Here is a 15400-nt window from a genome sequence, read left to right as displayed (position 1 = left end):
CAGTTTCACCGAAGGGTGGCACACGGCAACCTTCCTTCTTAAAAGTCAGACTTTTAGTTTTGAAGGCACAAGGACCAATCCGCCGCACCTATCGAGGACTTCTTGAAGATGAACTGGACAGAACTCGACCGACGTGCCGTCGACACCGCGCGCCTGCTGGCGGCCGACGCCGTCCAGAAGGTCGGCAACGGGCACCCCGGCACGGCGATGAGCCTGGCGCCCGCCGCGTACACGCTCTTTCAGAAAGTGATGCGACATGACCCGGCCGATCCCGAGTGGACCGGCCGCGACCGCTTCGTGCTCTCCCCCGGCCACACCTCGCTGACCCTGTACACCCAGCTGTTCCTCGCCGGGTACGAGCTGGAGCTGGACGACCTGAAGGCGTTCCGGACCCATGGTTCCAAGACGCCGGGTCACCCCGAGTACGGGCACACGGCCGGCGTCGAGACCACGACCGGTCCGCTCGGGCAGGGCGTCGCCAACGCCGTCGGCATGGCGATGGCCGCCCGCTACGAGCGCGGCCTGTTCGACCCGGACGCGGCCGAGGGCACCTCCCCGTTCGACCACACCGTCTGGGCGATCGTCTCCGACGGCGACCTGGAGGAGGGCATCTCCGCCGAGGCGTCCTCCCTGGCGGGCCATCAGAAGCTCGGCAACCTGGTCTTCCTCTACGACGACAACCACATCTCCATCGAGGGCGACACCGCCACCGCGTTCTCCGAGGACGTGCTGAAGCGGTACGAGGCGTACGGCTGGCACGTCCAGCGGATCGAGCCGGCGTTCAACGGGAACATCGACGTGCACGCCCTGTACGACGCGCTGCTGGCCGCCCGGGAGGAGACCTCGCGTCCCTCCTTCATCGCGATGCGCACGATCATCGCCTGGCCGGCACCGAACGCGCAGAACACCGAGGCCGCGCACGGCTCCGCGCTCGGCGAGGAGGAGATCGCGGCCACCAAGCGGGTCCTCGGCTTCGACGCGAACAAGACGTTCCAGGTCGCCGACGACGTCCTCGCCCACACCCGCGGGGCCCTCGACCGGGGCGCCGAGGAGCACGCCGCCTGGGACAAGCGGATCGTCGAGTGGCGCGCCGCCCAGCCCGAGCGCGCACAGCTGTTCGACCGAGTGGTGGCCGGCCGACTGCCCGAGGGCTGGGAGTCGCACCTGCCGGTGTTCGAGGAGGGCACGTCCGTCGCGACCCGCGCCGCCTCCGGCAAGGTCCTCCAGGCCCTCGGCGCCGTCATCCCCGAACTGTGGGGCGGCTCCGCCGACCTCGCCGGTTCGAACAACACGACCATCGACAAGACGTCGTCGTTCCTCCCCGCGGACAACCCGCTGCCCGAGGCGAACCCGTACGGCCGGACCATCCACTTCGGCATCCGCGAGCACTCGATGGCCGCCGAGATGAACGGCATCGCACTGCACGGCAACACCCGCGTCTACGGCGGCACCTTCCTGGTGTTCTCCGACTACATGCGCAACGCCGTCCGGCTCTCCGCGCTGATGCAGCTCCCCGTGACCTATGTGTGGACGCACGACTCCATCGGTCTCGGCGAGGACGGCCCCACCCACCAGCCGGTCGAACACCTGGCCTCGCTGCGCGCCATCCCCGGCCTGAACATCGTCCGTCCGGCCGACGCCAACGAGACGGCGATCGCCTGGCGCGAGATCCTGCGGCGGCACGCCACGCACCCCGCGCCGCACGGGCTGGCGCTCACCCGCCAGGGCGTCCCCACCTACGCGCCGAACCCCGACGCCGCGAGGGGCGGCTATGTGCTCCGGGAGTCCTCGGCCCCGACGCCGGACGTGATCCTCCTCGCCACCGGCTCCGAGGTGCGGCTCGCCGTCGCCGCGCGGGAGCGGCTGGAGGCCGAGGGGGTCGGGACCCGGGTGGTGTCGATGCCGTCGGTGGAGTGGTTCGAGGAGCAGCCGCGCGCCTACCGCGAGAGCGTGCTGCCGCCGTCCGTGAAGGCCCGCGTGGCGGTCGAGGCGGGCATCGGTCTCACCTGGTACCGGTACGTCGGTGACAGCGGTCGCCTCGTCTCCCTGGAGCACTTCGGTGCCTCCGCCGACGCCGAGACCCTGTTCGCCGAGTACGGCTTCACCCCCGAGAACGTCGTCACCGCCGCGAGGGAATCCCTAGCCGCCGTCCGCGGTTGACGCGAGCGCCTGAAGGAAGATGATCACTGTGACCACCGAAACGACCGCGACGGCCGCCGCCGCGGACCCCCTGCGACGACTCTCCGAGGAGGGCGTCTCCGTCTGGCTCGACGACCTCTCCCGCGAGCGCGTCACCTCCGGGAACCTCGCCGAACTCGTCACGTCCGGGCACGTCGTCGGCGTGACCACCAACCCGTCCATCTTCCAGGCCGCGATCGGCTCCGGGAAGGGCTACGAGGAGCAGCTCGACGACCTGGCGGTGCGCGGGGTGACGGTCGACGAGGCCGTCCGGATGATGACGACCGCCGACGTCCGCGCCGCCGCGGACGTGCTGCGCCCGGTGTACGAGGCGACGGGCGGGCGGGACGGCCGGGTCTCCATCGAGGTCGACCCCCGGCTGGCCCACGACACCCGAGCGACGGTCGCCGAGGCCAGGCAGCTCGTCTGGCTGGTCGACCGCCCCAACGTCATGATCAAGATCCCGGCGACCAGGGCGGGCCTGCCGGCGATCACCGGGGTCGTCGGCCTCGGCATCAGCGTCAACGTCACGCTGATCTTCTCGCTGGAGCGCTACGGCGAGGTGATGGAGGCGTATCTGGCGGGCCTGGAGAAGGCGCTGCGCAAGGGCCTCGACCTGTCGGCCGTGCACTCCGTCGCCTCCTTCTTCGTCTCCCGTGTCGACACCGAGATCGACAAGCGGCTGACCCTGCTCGGCACGGACGAGGCGCTCGCGCTCAGGGGCCGCGCCGCGCTCGCCAACGCGCGGCTCGCCTACCAGGCGTACGAGGAGGTCTTCGGCGGCGACCGCTGGACGGCGCTCGCCGGGGCCCGCGCCACCAGGCAGCGCCCGCTGTGGGCGTCGACCGGGGTGAAGGACCCGGCGTACAAGCCGACCCTGTACGTCGACGAACTGGTGGCGCCGGGCACGGTCAACACGATGCCGGAGGCGACCCTGCGCGCCACCGCCGCGCACGGGGTCATCCACGGCGACACGGTCACCGGCGGCTACGCCCAGGCCCGCGCCGATCTCGCGGCCGTGGAGGCGCTCGGTGTCTCCTACGACGAGGTCGTGCGGCAGTTGGAGGAGGAGGGCGTCGCCACGTTCACGGCGGCGTGGCAGGACCTGCTGGACACGGTGGCGAAGTCCATGAACGGCAAGGGAGTTGATGGGGAATGACCTTGGAGACGACCTCTCGGGCGACGGTCGACTGGGCCAATCCGCTGCGGGACGAGCGCGATCGCCGGCTCCCCCGGATCGCGGGGCCGTCCGGCCTCGTCATCTTCGGGGTGACCGGTGACCTGTCCCGCAAGAAGCTGATGCCGGCCGTGTACGACCTGGCCAACCGGGGGCTGCTCCCGCCGGGCTTCTCGCTGGTGGGCTTCGCCCGCCGGGACTGGGAGGACCAGGACTTCGCGCAGGTGGTGCACGACGCGGTGCGCGAGCACGCGCGCACCGAGTTCCGCGAGGAGGTATGGCAGCAGCTCGCCGAGGGCATGCGGTTCGTGCCGGGCGACTTCGACGACGACGAGGCGTTCAAGCAACTCCGCTCGGCTGTCGAGGAGTTGAACGCCTCGCGAGGCACCAGCGGCAACTTCGCCTTCTACCTCTCCGTACCGCCCAAGTTCTTCCCCAAGGTCGTCCAGCAGCTGAAGAAGCACGGGCTGGCCGACGCGCCCGAGGGTTCCTGGCGGCGCGCGGTCATCGAGAAGCCGTTCGGCCACGACCTGGCCAGCGCCATCGATCTCAACGAGATCGTGCACGAGGTCTTCGACCCGGACCAGGTCTTCCGCATCGACCACTACCTCGGCAAGGAGACCGTCCAGAACCTCCTCGCCCTGCGGTTCGCCAACCAGATGTACGAGCCCATCTGGAACCGGTCGTACGTCGACCACGTCCAGATCACCATGGCCGAGGACATCGGCATCGGCGGCCGCGCCGGCTACTACGACGGCATCGGCGCCGCCCGCGACGTCATCCAGAACCATCTGCTCCAGCTGATGGCGCTCACCGCCATGGAGGAGCCGATCGCCTTCGACGCCGAGGCGTTGCTCACCGAGAAGCTGAAGGTCCTCAAGTCGGTGCGGCTCCCCGCCGATCTGGGCGCCCACACCGTGCGCGGCCAGTACACGCAGGCCTGGCAGGGCGGCGAGAAGGTGGTCGGCTATCTGGAGGAGGACGGCATCGACCCGAACTCCCGGACCGACACGTACGCGGCCGTCAAGCTGGAGATCGACAACCGCCGCTGGGCCGGCGTCCCGTTCTATCTGCGCACCGGCAAGCGACTCGGCCGCCGGGTCACGGAGATCGCGGTCGTCTTCCAGACGGCCCCGCACTCCCCGTTCGACTCCACGGCCACCGAGGAGCTGGGGAAGAACGCGATCGTCATCCGGGTGCAGCCGGACGAGGGGATGACGGTGCGCTTCGGTTCGAAGGTGCCGGGTACCTCGATGGAGATCCGGGACGTCACCATGGACTTCGCGTACGGCGAGTCGTTCACGGAGTCCAGCCCGGAGGCGTACGAACGGCTGATCCTTGACGTGCTGCTCGGCGACGCCAACCTCTTCCCCCGCCACCAGGAGGTGGAGGAGTCCTGGAAGATCCTCGACCCGATCGAGGAGTACTGGGCCAAGCACGGCAGGCCCGCGCAGTACCCCTCGGGCAGTTGGGGCCCCGAGGAAGCCGACGAGATGCTCGCACGAGACGGACGGAGCTGGCGCAGGCCATGAAATTCGACCTGACGGACACCACGGCAAGCAAGATCAACAAGGCCCTGGTGAAGGGACGCCGGGCCATCGGCACGCCCGCCGTGGGCATGGTCCTCACGATGGTGATCGTGACGGACGAGGAGAACGCGTACGACTCGATCAAGGCGGCCGAGGAGGCCTCGCACGAGCACCCCTCGCGCACCCTGGTCGTCATCAAGCGGCATGCCCGCACCCCCCGCGACCGCACCCGGTCGCACCTGGACGCCGAGGTGCGCGTGGGCGCTGACGCGGGCACCGGCGAGACCGTCGTGCTGCGGACGTACGGCGAGGTCTCCGACCACGCCGACTCCGTCGTCCTCCCGCTGCTGCTGCCGGACGCGCCGGTCGTGGTGTGGTGGCCGGTGGACTCACCGGAGAACCCGGCGAAGGACCCGCTGGGGGCGTTGGCGCAGCGCCGGATCACCGACATGTACGCCGTCGAGTCCCCGCTGGCCGCGCTGGAGCAGCGGGTCGCCTCCTACACGCCCGGCGACACCGACCTGGCCTGGACCCGGCTGACGCCGTGGCGTTCCATGCTCGCCGCCGCCCTCGACCAGGCCCGTACGAAGATCACCTCGGCGGCCGTGGACAGCGAGGCCGACAACCCGAGCGCCGAACTGCTGGCCCGCTGGCTGGAGGCCCGTCTCGGCGTCACCGTCGAGCGTGTCACCACCGCCGGACCGGTCGTGACGGGTGTGCGGCTCGGCACGGAGAACGGGGAGATCGTCATCGACCGCCCCGAGGGCCCGCTCGCCACGCTCACCCTGCCGGGCCAGCCGTCCCGCACCCTCGCCCTGAAGGTGCGCGCCACCTCCGAGCTGATCGCCGAGGAACTGCGCCGTCTCGACGCGGACGAGATGTACGCGATCGCCCTGCGCGGCGGCGAACACACCGGGGAGGCCACCGGCGATGAGTGACGCCCCCGCCTCAACCGGCGCCCGGAGTCGGCCGAGTTGGGGGACCGCCCGGCGGCCCTGGTCGCCGCGTACCGCGCGCTGCGCGACACCCACGACCGCCATGACCCCGACGACTCCCGTGACACCCACGACTCCCGTGACACCCACGACTCCCATGACACCCGTGACGCTCAGGAAGAAGTGAACTGACATGCAGCTCGGTCTCATCGGTCTCGGCAAGATGGGCGGGAACATGCGCGAGCGGATCCGCCGCGCCGGCCACACCGTCATCGGCTACGACCGCAACCCCGACGTCTCCGACGTGGGCAGCCTGGCCGAACTCGTCGAGCGGCTCGACGCGCCGCGCACGATCTGGGTGATGGTCCCCGCCGGCGGCGCCACCCAGTCCGTCGTGGACGAGCTGGCGGACCTGCTGTCGGCCGGCGACACCGTCGTCGACGGCGGCAACTCCCGCTGGACGGACGACGAGAAGCACGCCGAGGAACTGGGTGCCAAGGGCATCGGCTTCGTCGACGCGGGCGTCTCGGGCGGCGTGTGGGGCCTGGAGAACGGCTACGCGCTGATGGTCGGCGGCGACAAGGAACACGTGGACCGGCTCCAGCCGATCTTCGACGCGCTCAAGCCGGAGGGGCCGTACGGGTACGTCCACGCCGGGAAGGTCGGCGCCGGGCACTTCTCCAAGATGGTCCACAACGGCATCGAGTACGCCATGATGCAGGCCTACGCCGAGGGCTGGGAGCTGCTGGAGGCCGTGGACTCGGTGACCGACGTCCGTGAGGTGTTCCGGTCCTGGCAGGAGGGGACGGTCATCCGTTCCTGGCTGCTGGACCTCGCGGTCAACGCGCTGGACGCCGACGAGCACCTGGAGAAGCTGCGTGGCTACGCCGCCGACTCCGGGGAGGGCCGGTGGACGGTCGAGGCCGCCATCGACAACGCGGTACCGCTGCCGGCGATCACCGCGTCCCTGTTCGCCCGCTTCGCGTCCCGCCAGGACGACTCCCCGCAGATGAAGATGGTGGCGGCACTGCGGAACCAGTTCGGGGGGCACGCGGTGGAGTCCTCGAAGGGGTAGCCCGCCGGGGGGTGCGCGTGGCAGCGTCTGGCTGCCCGATCCGTCGCTGCTGGTCGGTTCGCGCGGGGCTACTGTGGTGCGCTCTGGTGCGGGTGGGGCGGGCTGGAGGTCCAGTGATGCGTGGCAGATGTCCGGTGTGTGAGCGTCGGGTACCGGTGGACGAGGACGGCGTCGTCCGTTCCCACCCGCGGGGTGCGTCATCGTGCAAGGGGACAGGCCGGACCGCGTTGTCGGCGCGGCCGGTTGCCCCGGCAGATGTGCGCGGCGGCGGGAGCGGGAGCGGGCTGCCGGGGGATGTCCCTCAACGACCGGGCGATGACCGCTTCGAGATCGTGGCCGCGGTCGTCGCCTGCGTGATGGTCGTCGCGCTGATCTCGCTGCTGGTGGGGGTGTTCGTCTCGCCCGTGGTGTGGATGGCCGGGACAAGCGTGTTCGTCTGCTGCGCGGGGGTGTTGTGGCTGCTCGGCAAGACCCCCGCTGGACGGCGCGGTACAGCCCGCGACAGCGAGCCGAAGCCGAGCAGAGCGCCCAGGCGGCCGAGTCCGCGGCACAGACCGCGCGGGAGAAGCAGGATGCGCTCGCGTTGGAGGAGGAACGCCGCGCTCACGAAGCTGCCCGCGTGCTGGAGCGGGAGGTGCGCCGGCTGCTCCAGGAAGCTCCCGGGCGTGGCACACCGCAGGACGAGGCGATCGCCTTCTGTCTGTCGAGGGCCGGCCTGGCGCGTGACCCTCGTCTTCGAGCGGAGGCGGTGCGGCTCGCGCGCCGCCACCTGGCGGTCGACGAACGTCTGTTGTGCGTCGCCCAGTCAGCCACCGGCAGCGGCCGTGCGCGCCCGGCCCTGTTGGTCCTGTCCGACCGCGGAGCCGCCGTCACGGACGGGGGTGTGGCCTACCGCTTCAGCCCTGCGCCGGAAGATGTCATCGAGGCGCCCCATCCGGATGCGGGGATGCTGCTCGTCGGCGAATTGGCCTTCTCCTTCTCCCACAACCCGCAGTTGAGGATCGCCCTGGCTGCCCGCACCCAGGCTGCTGAGAGCGCGCCCCCGGCCAAGGCGGTCCTCCGCCCCGAGAACAGACTGATCCGCACCGCGCGGGACGCCGAACTGGTTGCCGTCGACTGGATGCGTCATCTGGGCTTCACCGATGCCGTGGCCACGCCCGTCGGCGCGGACGAGGGCATCGACGTCCTGGCGGGGGGGGCGCCGTGGCCCAAGTGAAGATGGAAGGCAGCCCCACCAGTCGCCCCACGGTGCAGCAACTGCACGGCGTCGCGGGTTCCCGGAACAAGAAGGCCGTGTTCTTCTCCCTCGCCGGCTACACCCCGCCGGCCTTCGACTGGGCCTCTGAGCACGGCATCGCCCTGTTCCAATACGATCTGCAAGGCACCCCCACCCCCGTCAACCCGCCGGCGCAGCAACTGATGCGGGCCGCCGACGCGCACCTCGCCGCCCCCGGAAGCGGCACCCCGCACGCCGGCGTCGACCACCCGCTCTCCCTCGGGCTCCCTCCGTCCCCCTCCTCCGCAGGCCCAGCACATGAAGCAGAATTCATCCGCTGCGCCCAGCGCGTCGGCCTGCGCGTAGAAACGCTCCACGACATCGCTCAGGCCGTCGTCACCGAACAACGCGCCACGATGGTCCTCCTACAGCAACGCTTCTCCCTCACCCGCAGGCAAGCCCGTGACGTACTGGACGCACTCGAACACCTCGGCCTTGTCTCCGCCCCAGCCGCCAACGGACGCCGCACGGTCACCAGCACTTCCACGACACACCTTCAGGCGTCCGACGCCGCCACCAGCAACTCGTCGACCGCGGTCCGGACCGCCTCGTCCTCCGTGAAGCCCCGCCAGCCGCCGAAGTAGTACAGGCGGCGGTCGTCGGTGGGCAGGTCCCGGAGGAGGCGGGCCGCCGGGGCCGCGGCTTCGCCCATGCGGGCCAGGTGGCGTACCGCCGGGAGCATCACCGGCAGGTACGTGCCGTCGGTCAGCTTCCTCACGACCTCCAGCAGGGCCGGAACGGCGGTGGCCGTGTCACCGCCGGTCACGGCCCACAGCGCGTGCGCCGCCCGCGTTCTGACCCAGTGGTCCTCCGCCGCCGCGAACGCGCGGAGCCGGTCCGCGTACCCGGCGGCGTGCGGGCCGAGGTCGGCCAGTCTGCTCAGCGCGGTGTGGGTGGCGCGGTCCTCGTCCGTGGCGGCGGGTCCGAGCACGTCCATGGCGGGGCCGGGATCGCCGCCGACCCGCCAGTACGCCCAGGCGGCGAGTTCCGCGTCCGGTCCGCCCTTGCGTGACCGGGTCAGCAGCGCCTCTCCTCCCGCCCGGCCGGCCCCGCCGATGCCCGCCAGGGCCGTCGCCGCCGCCGGCCACCGCTCGTCGTCCTCCAGGAGGACGAGCAGCCGTGGTACCGCCGCCTCCGCCGCGGGCCCCCACGCGGCGAGCACCTCGCCGAACCGGCGGAGGTTCCGGGGGTCCTCGGTGGGATCGAGCCGGTCACTGATCGCCGGGAGCAGGGCCTCCGCGTGGTCCGGGAGGCCGGTGAGCACCTCGTGCAGGGCGGGCAGGGCGGGGTGGTGGAAGGAGTTCGCGGAGCCGCCGTAGTAGGCGCCGGCCGACGCGAAGCCGGGGCGGGTGCCGGCCACGTGTTCGGTCAGGCGGGACAGACAGCGCGGGTCGTTCATCCGGGCCAGCGCCCATACCGCGGCGTCGGCGACCGCCTCTCCCCCGCGGGTCGCCCGGACGGCGGAGTCGTCGAGCAGCGCGGCGACCGCGTCGGCGTGGGCGGCCGCCGCGGGGCCCAGGCAGGCCAGCAGTTCGGCCGCCCGGTAGCGGACCTCGGCGGCCGGGTCGTCCAGCCGCGCAACGACGCCCGGCAGCAGCGCGTCGACCGGTGACCGCCACCGCGACAGCACCCGGGCGGCCTGTTCGAGACCGCCGACCCGCTGTTCCTCGTCGGGGTGATCGGCCATCAAACCGAGGGCGAAGGCGGGGGACGCTCCGTCGAACAGGGACGCCGTCCACTGGTGCATGCCCCGCACGCCGCACTCCGCGGCACTGGTGCGCTGCCACAGCTCCACACTCGGATCACGCAACGCGCCCAGCGCGATCTCCAGCCGCGCCTCCTCCGGAGCGGCAGCGGCGGCCCGGGTGCGGTCGCCGAGCGCGTGCAGCGCCGCCAGGCGCAGTTGGGGCTCCGGGGCGGTGAGGAGCGAAGCCAGGAGGGCGGCGGCCTCGACCGAGGGGGCGGCGGCTTCATCCGAGAGGGCTGCGGCCCCGTCCGGCCCGGCGCCGGCCGCGGCGTGGCGGGCCGCGTTGCCGAGTGCGAGGACCAGGTCGAGGCGGGTCACCGGGTCGCTCTCGGCATGCCAGCGGCTCAGGAGTGCGGGAAGGGAGCCTTCGCCGGGGTCGGCGCAGGCGCCGATGACGTCGGCGGCGGCCCGCCGGATCTCCGGTTCGGGGTCGTCCAGCAGGGCGAGCACCTCGGGCAGATGGCGTTCCCAGGCCGCGGACCAGTGGGGGTCGAGGAACCGCGCCTCGACCCTTCCGGCCTCGGCGGCCAGACGCTCCACGAGTTCCAGCAGCGCGCGCCGGGGCGTCACCTGCGGGGCGGCGGCCAGGCTCAACACGAAGGGGAGCGCGGCCGCCGCGGCCGGGCAGACCCAACCGCCCTGGTGGTAGAGGTTGTTCAGCAGGTCGAACGCGGCGTCCTCCGCGTCGTCCGGGTCAGGTCCCGCGCATCGGCGCAGCAGGTCCGGCACGTCCTCGGCGGTTCCGTAGTTGTGCTTCAGCCCCGCCCAGTCGACCGCTTCCAGCTCAGCCCGATCGATCGACTTCAACCCCTCCGACATGCGCGCGACCTTACCGCCGGGCCCGGACACCCGGCGACGGGGTTTCGCCCCGCCCAGCCACACCACCGCCCCGCCAGATCCGCCGGACCCGCCGGACGCACGTCCGGATGCCGCCATGACATGCCAAATACGACTGTCCTCCATATTGTACTTAGATGTGTACATGGCGTGAACTGTCGCTGTGGCCACCGGGCGCCGCCGGTAGCGTGCGGCCCCTGTCCCGTATGCATCCCGTACGCATGTGTACGCGTCCGCACGAAGGAAGCGACCGATGGCCGAGACCGGGCAGCACGAACAGCGGTACGAGCGATACGAGCGGTACGAAGGCGGCAGCCCGGAGGCCGAGCGGCTGGTGTTCGAGCGGCTGGCCCGGGAGCTGATGGAGGTCCAGGTCAGGAACCGGCGGGCCGGGGGCGGCGGGGTCGCGCGGGCGTTCCACGCGAAGGCACCGGTGGCCGTCGAGAACGCGCGGCTGCGTTTCCACGACGACCTCCCGGCGGCCCTGCGCGTCGGCTTCGCACAGCCCGGCGCCGAGTACCCGGCGGTGGTCCGGCTCTCCAACGCGAGCGGCGTCCGGCAGGGCGACGGCTCCCCTGACCTGCGGGGCGCGGCGATACGCGTACGGGTGTCGGACGACGAGAGCCACGATCTGCTGGCCACCAGTTTCCCGGTGTCGCACGCGGCGAACGCGCGGGAGTTCGTGGCGTTCGCCAAGGCCATGGCGGGGGCGCGCAGTCCGCTGCACAAGGCGTTCGGGCTGTTGGTGAAGCTGCCGCTGGCGGTGGGGTTCAGCACCGCCGGGCGGATGCGGCGGAACGTGCGCGAGGCCACCCGGCGCTCGGTGAGCTCCCTCGCGAACGAGACCTATTGGAGCCGCGGGGCGATGCTGTGGGGCGACGCCGGGCCCGTGCGGTACCTGCTCCGGCCCGCGCCCGGTACGCCGGTGGCGCCCGCGCCCGACCGGCGGGACCCCGACTTCCTGCACCGCGAGTTCGCGCGGCGCCTCGGGCAGGCCGACGTGGCGTTCGACCTGTGCGTCCAGCGGTACGTGGACGAGCGCCGCACCCCGGTCGAGGACGCGTCGGTGGAGTGGAAGGACGCGGTGGCGCCGGCGGTGCCGATCGCGCGGCTCACCATCCCGAGCCAGAAGCTGGACGGCGCCGAGGCGCGGGCCGCGGCGGGGCGCGTCGAGGACCTGGTCTTCAACCCCTGGTACACGACCGACGCGTTCCGGCCACTGGGGAACATCAACCGGGCGCGGAAGGCCGCGTACCGGGCGAGCGGCGCGCACCGTCACGGGTTGCGCTTCGTCACCGCGGAACCCTTGCGCAACCGGCTGCTCGGCCGCCCCGTGGAGGCCGCGATCGGGCTGTTGAACCGGTACGTCCCCTGGCACCGGCTGCCGGTGTCGCTGAGCCTGCTGAACCTGGTGTTCCTGCGCAAGGTGCTGCGCCGGCTGAACCTGATCGACACCGAGCCGGGCGAGGCCCCGCCCCAGGCTCAGCCCGTCCCCGGGCCGGTCCCCGAGCGGCTGCGCACGGAGCGGTCGTACGACGGGACGTACAACGACCTGTCCGAGCCGAGGATGGGCGCGGTCGGTGCCGCCTTCGGCCGTAATCTGGCGCCGGACCACCGGCCGGACCTCTTCGACGTCCCGAACCCGGTCACGGTGAGCCGGCAGTTGCTGCACCGCGAGAGCTTCGTCCCCGCGACCTCGCTCAATGTGCTGGCGGCGGCGTGGATCCAGTTCCAGGTGCACGACTGGGTCAACCACCGCCGCCGCAAGCCCGGCGAGGGCAGTGTGGAGGTGCCGCTGCCGCCCGGACACGGCGGATGGCACAACACCCCGAACGGGCCGGCCGAGAACGTGATGCGGTTCGCGGAGAACGAGGGCATCGAACGGCCGGGGCAGCCGCCGATCCTGTTCGCCAACAGCGCCTCCCACTGGTGGGACGGCTCCGAGGTGTACGGGGCGGACGAGCGGACCGCTCGGTTCCTGCGGGAGGCCGACGGGCGTGCCGAACTCCGGCTGGAGGAAGGCCACCTGCCGATGAACGGCAACGGCATCCCGCTCACCGGGTTCAACGAGAGCTGGTGGATGGGGCTCAGCGCGATGCACACGCTGTTCGCCCGCGAGCACAACGCGGTCTGCGCGGCGCTGCGCGCCGAGTACCCGACGATGAGCGAGGAGCGGATCTACCACACGGCACGGCTGGTGGTCTCCGCCCTGATCGCGAAGATCCACACGGTGGAGTGGACCCCGGCGATCCTCGCCACCGAGGCGATCGACGTCGCCCTGCACACCAACTGGTCGGGGCCGCCGAAGAACTGGCTCAACCAGCTGGGGCTGTGGCTGTTCGAGGCGCATTCCCTGACCGGCATCCCGAAGACCCTGCCGGACCACCACACGGCGCCGTACTCGCTGACGGAGGACTTCGTCACCGTCTACCGCATGCATCCGCTGATCCCGGACGACTACGAGCTGCGTGAGCACCAGTTCGGGCGGCGGCTGGAGACGGTGGGTTTCCTCGACATCCAGGGCGGCGCCGCCGAGACCCGGATCCGCAAGACGGGCCTCGCGAACTCCCTGTACTCCTTCGGCATCGCCCACCCGGGCGCGATCACCCTGCACAACTTCCCCCGCTCGCTCCAGCGGTTCGAGCGCGACGGGGAGATCATCGACCTGTCGGTCGTGGACCTCGTCCGCACCCGGCGGCGCGGGGTGCCGCGCTACAACGACTTCCGTGCCGGGCTGCACAAGCCGCGGATCCGTTCGTTCGAGGAGTTGACGGAGAACGCGCAGACCCTGGCCCGGCTGAAGGACGTGTACCGCGACGTCGACGAGATCGACACCGTGGTGGGGCTGTTCGCGGAGAACCCGCCGGAGGGCTTCGGGTTCAGCGACACCGCGTTCCGGATCTTCATCCTGATGGCCAGCCGACGGCTCCAGAGCGACCGCTTCCTGACGGTCGACTACCGGCCGGAGGTCTACACACCGCTCGGCATCGACTGGGTCGAGAAGGGCGGCATGAACTCCGTCGTCCTGCGCCACTGCCCGGAGCTGGCGCCGCTGCTCCCGCGCGGGGCGAGCGCGTTCGCGCCGTGGCGGACGGTGCGGCCGACGGACAACGGCACCACGAGCGACGGCGGTTCACCATGACGCCGTGACACATGGCCCGGGGTGCGGTACGGCCCCGGGCCCTGAACCACACAACGGGGGAACAGCATGACCTTCACCGACCACCCGTCCGGGCTGCCCGGCGACGAGCACTCCGGCACGACCGGCCGCACCGCGTCCACCCATCCCGGCCTCGCCGACCTCTTGCGGCGTCCGCTGCTGAACACCGTGTGGCGGCGCCGTACCCACCGGGTCAGCCGGGGCGCCAAGGTGTCCGCCGGGACCATGACCCACACCTCCTCCCACGCCGTGCGTCCGCTGACGGAGCTGGAGGAGGCGGTGCTGATCGCGATCACCGGCACCACGGGGCTGACCATGCCCGACCGGCCCTTCGAGGACCCGGACAACGGCACGCCCATCATGTCCAAGCCCAACCTGACGATGGCGGGCCGCACCGCCGGGAGCCCGGACAACGCCCAGGGCACCCACTTCTTCCTCATCAACGACTCGGGCACCTACTTCCTGCGCAGGCTGCCGCCCGCGCCGGACGAGCCGTTCGACGCCGAGACCCTGGTGGCCCGGGCGCACCGGGCGAAGGTGAGGGTGCTGGACCACCGGCTCGACGTCGCGCCGGGCAAGCGGGACTTCCCCGCGTACCTCGACTCGAACCGCTTCCTGTCCAACCTGCCGGGCACGACCCTGCTGTTCCCGGTGGTGGACCTCTCCCACCAGTACGTCAACGCCCTGATGTATCTGCTGACACAGCCGGACGGCGCCCGCCCCACCTTCGTCGACGACCGCAACTTCTACCGCCCGGCCGGTGTACGGAAGTGGGTGAGGAACGGTTTCCTGAACGGCGACCTGAAGCTGCCGCTCGGCGCCCTCGGCCCCATGCGCACCCAGATCGAGGCCGATCTGCTGCTGCAGAACCTGATGCTCACCGCCGAGGCGATGGGACTGGGCGCCTGGATCCACGCGTCCGTCAACCCGCAGATCGCCCTCGGCGACCCCAAGTTCTCGCGGGCCTACGGCAGGATGCTCGGCTTCGACTTCGTCACCCCGCGCTGGCGTCCCGCCGACATCCTCCGCTGGCACATCCCCCTGCCGAAGTACGCGACGGTGCGCGCGCACCCGGTGGGTCTGCGCTCGCCCGACGGCGAGCAGCTGATCACCGCGGCCTGCCCGCCCGCGTTCCCTTCCATGGCCGAGGCCGTACGGACGATCGTCGACGCGAAGTTCGGCAAGGACGGCGTCTACACGGACCGCGACGTCTTCGCCCGTATCTATCGGGAGGACTACGGGCAGCGGTTCCTCACCGAGGCCGGCGAGTACGACGACCGGGTCGTGGAGTGCGCCCGTGACGTCTGCGCGTACGTCCTGCGCACCCATGGCCGCTTCCCCGCGCACACGGACGCCATCCATGTGCCGGGCGTGTGGCTCCAGGTCCATCACGTGGAGAACGAGTACTACGACCGGTTCTTCGTGAACGGCCTCACGGACGCGCACCGCTCCCACGACCGTGTCTGGGGCCACTGACCGGCCGGAA

Annotated in this window: 12 protein-coding genes; 10 read left to right on the top strand and 2 right to left on the bottom strand. The window is 71.5% G+C overall.

Annotated features, from left to right (window positions below):
- Positions 1-108 precede the first annotated feature (108 nt).
- Genes tkt through gnd form a run of 6 tightly spaced genes read left to right on the top strand, consistent with a single transcriptional unit; the run spans position 109 to position 6894 of the window.
- A complete protein-coding gene (tkt, locus tag SMA5143A_RS04970) occupies positions 109-2160 on the top strand; it encodes a transketolase (protein ID WP_107461696.1) in 2052 nt (683 codons plus the stop codon).
- Between the two features lie 19 nt (positions 2161-2179).
- Positions 2180-3337, top strand: a complete 1158-nt coding sequence (tal, locus tag SMA5143A_RS04965; RefSeq protein WP_107461695.1) for a transaldolase — start codon at positions 2180-2182, stop codon at positions 3335-3337.
- On the top strand, positions 3334-4887 hold the full coding sequence (gene zwf / locus SMA5143A_RS04960; RefSeq protein WP_107461694.1) for a glucose-6-phosphate dehydrogenase: 1554 nt from the start codon (positions 3334-3336) through the stop codon (positions 4885-4887). Before tal ends, zwf begins: the two co-directional genes overlap by 4 nt.
- On the top strand, positions 4884-5822 hold the full coding sequence (opcA, locus tag SMA5143A_RS04955) for a glucose-6-phosphate dehydrogenase assembly protein OpcA (RefSeq protein WP_107461693.1): 939 nt from the start codon (positions 4884-4886) through the stop codon (positions 5820-5822). Before zwf ends, opcA begins: the two co-directional genes overlap by 4 nt.
- A 36-nt stretch (positions 5823-5858) precedes the next feature.
- Positions 5859-6011, top strand: coding sequence for a hypothetical protein (locus tag SMA5143A_RS04950; protein WP_181361735.1), 153 nt, complete (start codon positions 5859-5861; stop codon positions 6009-6011).
- A 1-nt stretch (position 6012) separates the two neighbouring features.
- Positions 6013-6894, top strand: coding sequence for a phosphogluconate dehydrogenase (NAD(+)-dependent, decarboxylating) (gene gnd, locus SMA5143A_RS04945; RefSeq protein WP_107461691.1), 882 nt, complete (start codon positions 6013-6015; stop codon positions 6892-6894).
- 301 nt (positions 6895-7195) lie between these two features.
- Here gnd and SMA5143A_RS42895 read toward each other — a convergent pair whose 3' ends face one another.
- Entirely contained in the window at positions 7196-7363 is a 168-nt protein-coding gene (locus SMA5143A_RS42895) for a hypothetical protein (protein WP_181361734.1), read from the bottom strand.
- Positions 7364-7477: 114 nt separating this feature from the next.
- Here SMA5143A_RS42895 and SMA5143A_RS04935 point away from each other — a divergent pair, with 114 nt between their 5' ends.
- A complete protein-coding gene (locus SMA5143A_RS04935) occupies positions 7478-8110 on the top strand; it encodes a hypothetical protein (RefSeq protein ID WP_181361733.1) in 633 nt (210 codons plus the stop codon).
- A complete protein-coding gene (locus tag SMA5143A_RS04930; protein ID WP_146193883.1) occupies positions 8098-8754 on the top strand; it encodes a restriction endonuclease in 657 nt (218 codons plus the stop codon). The genes SMA5143A_RS04935 and SMA5143A_RS04930 overlap by 13 nt, the downstream gene beginning before the upstream one ends.
- Here SMA5143A_RS04930 and SMA5143A_RS04925 read toward each other — a convergent pair.
- Positions 8667-10736: a HEAT repeat domain-containing protein gene (locus SMA5143A_RS04925; protein ID WP_107461687.1), complete on the bottom strand. Its 2070-nt coding sequence runs from the start codon at positions 10734-10736 to the stop codon at positions 8667-8669. The genes SMA5143A_RS04930 and SMA5143A_RS04925 overlap by 88 nt on opposite strands.
- A 271-nt stretch (positions 10737-11007) precedes the next feature.
- Between SMA5143A_RS04925 and SMA5143A_RS04920 the strand changes: the two genes are divergently transcribed.
- Together SMA5143A_RS04920 and SMA5143A_RS04915 are read left to right on the top strand one after the other, a co-directional pair.
- Positions 11008-13896, top strand: a complete 2889-nt coding sequence (locus tag SMA5143A_RS04920; protein ID WP_107461686.1) for a peroxidase family protein — start codon at positions 11008-11010, stop codon at positions 13894-13896.
- A gap of 66 nt (positions 13897-13962) precedes the next feature.
- Positions 13963-15390, top strand: coding sequence for a hypothetical protein (locus SMA5143A_RS04915; protein ID WP_107461685.1), 1428 nt, complete (start codon positions 13963-13965; stop codon positions 15388-15390).
- Positions 15391-15400 lie beyond the last annotated feature (10 nt).

This window comes from Streptomyces sp. MA5143a (genome assembly GCF_900290235.1).
Taxonomy (GTDB): domain Bacteria; phylum Actinomycetota; class Actinomycetes; order Streptomycetales; family Streptomycetaceae; genus Streptomyces.
The sequence above is the reverse complement of the archived record's forward strand: the minus strand, read 5'-3'. Positions and strand labels throughout refer to the sequence as shown.

Excerpts from the sequence above, each read along its gene's own strand:
- tkt (WP_107461696.1), top strand. The coding sequence starts at position 109 with ATGAACTGGACAGAACTCGACCGACGTGCCGTCGACACCGCGCGCCTG.
- tal (WP_107461695.1), top strand. The coding sequence starts at position 2,180 with ATGATCACTGTGACCACCGAAACGACCGCGACGGCCGCCGCCGCGGAC.
- zwf (WP_107461694.1), top strand. The coding sequence starts at position 3,334 with ATGACCTTGGAGACGACCTCTCGGGCGACGGTCGACTGGGCCAATCCG.
- opcA (WP_107461693.1), top strand. The coding sequence starts at position 4,884 with ATGAAATTCGACCTGACGGACACCACGGCAAGCAAGATCAACAAGGCC.
- gnd (WP_107461691.1), top strand. The coding sequence starts at position 6,013 with ATGCAGCTCGGTCTCATCGGTCTCGGCAAGATGGGCGGGAACATGCGC.
- SMA5143A_RS04925 (WP_107461687.1), bottom strand. The coding sequence starts at position 10,736 with ATGTCGGAGGGGTTGAAGTCGATCGATCGGGCTGAGCTGGAAGCGGTC.
- SMA5143A_RS04920 (WP_107461686.1), top strand. The coding sequence starts at position 11,008 with ATGGCCGAGACCGGGCAGCACGAACAGCGGTACGAGCGATACGAGCGG.
- SMA5143A_RS04915 (WP_107461685.1), top strand. The coding sequence starts at position 13,963 with ATGACCTTCACCGACCACCCGTCCGGGCTGCCCGGCGACGAGCACTCC.